The organism is Pseudomonas sp. SIMBA_067 (assembly GCF_046534675.1).
Taxonomy (GTDB): domain Bacteria; phylum Pseudomonadota; class Gammaproteobacteria; order Pseudomonadales; family Pseudomonadaceae; genus Aquipseudomonas; species Aquipseudomonas putida.
This window is the reverse complement of sequence record NZ_JAWRYH010000032.1, coordinates 1-1,258: the sequence shown is the minus strand read 5'-3', so window position 1 is coordinate 1,258 and position 1,258 is coordinate 1. Positions and strand designations below refer to the sequence as shown.

Below are 1,258 nucleotides of genomic sequence, written 5' to 3'. Positions count from 1 at the left end.
TGTAGAGACCGGACACATCGCTGACACGTGTACGGAGACATGGTTGACACATTATGGTCCGTAATCAGGTTTATTTACGTCGATGGTTCGCAGCCGCTGATGGCAAAAATAGACATCGAACATGTCCCCGCCATCCCGCCCAGGGCGAATCGCTACAGTATGCCCAACCAGGCCTTTTGCGATGCTGAAATAGCGTTTCTGGAAGCGGAAGCGACTGTGATAAACCTTGGCGAGGATATCGTCCGGCCCATATTCAAACTCCTCAAGCCGATTGGGGTAGGCCCACGGGCTGGTGTGATATCTGGCCATCGGTACTTGGTACCCCAAAGCCTGGTGGGGTCGCTGTAGGTTGTAAATTTCACGCCATCGATCAAACGCCGTTTGGGCTTGTTCCAGGGTCGAGAACTGCCGACCATCGAGTACTTCAGCCTTCAAGGAGCGGTGGAAACGCTCAATCTTGCCATTCGTCTGAGGGTGGTACGGGCGACTAAAACTGATCCTTATTCCCAACTGAATCAACCAGATACTTAGTTCTGTCACCTCTCCAGGGTTGCGCGGCGAACCCCAGGGAGCACCATTATCGACGTTGATTCGTACCGGTAGGCCATAGCGCTGGAAGACCTCGATCATTTTAGCCCTGACCGTCGCTCCTCGCTCGTTATCGCAAGCATGAATGGCCAAGTTGAAGCGGGAGTGATCGTCAAGAATGGTCAGCGGGTGGCACCGGCCTTGCTGCAGGGCGAAGTGGCCTTTGAAGTCCATCTGCCAGAGATCGTTGGGCGCATCGTGTTCAAACCTAAGCCGCGCCTCTCGCGTCTTTTCAGGACTCTGGATCAGTTCATGACGGTGCAACACGTTAGTGACGGTACTGGGGGCAATACCCTTGCTCAGCAGGTTGCTGATGGTGCGTCCGCCCCAGGCCGGATGCTCCTGTCGAAGGGCTACGACTTGGGCTTCCAAGCTAGCCTCGGTCAAGCGAGGGCTGCTAGCCGGCCGCCGAGATCGCTCTTGTAAAGCGGCCGAGCCGCCTTCTTCAAAACGGCGCAGCCATTTGTATCCGGTTTGAGGGCTGATACTGAAGTGTCGGCATAACGCTCGAATATTGGCATCCGGTTGTCGCGCCAGGGATACGAACTCTTCTTTCAGGCTCATGGCGTTTCTCACGTTCCAAGGCATGGTGAAAATCCTGGCAAGTGGGCTACCAGAAAGTGTCAACCATGTCTCCGTACACGTGTCCACCATGTGTCCGGTCTCTACA

The 1,258-nt window shown here is 55.2% G+C and carries 1 protein-coding gene; it reads right to left on the bottom strand.

The window, feature by feature from the left end; translation table 11 throughout:
- Nucleotides 1-51: 51 nt before the first annotated feature.
- On the bottom strand, nt 52-1,176 hold the full coding sequence (locus SB765_RS27900) for an IS481 family transposase (RefSeq protein WP_341796366.1): 1,125 nt from the start codon (nt 1,174-1,176) through the stop codon (nt 52-54).
- Nucleotides 1,177-1,258: the final 82 nt, after the last annotated feature.

Bases quoted from the DNA above. Each gene is read 5' to 3' on its own strand.
- SB765_RS27900 (WP_341796366.1), bottom strand. From the start codon at position 1,176: ATGCCTTGGAACGTGAGAAACGCCATGAGCCTGAAAGAAGAGTTCGTA.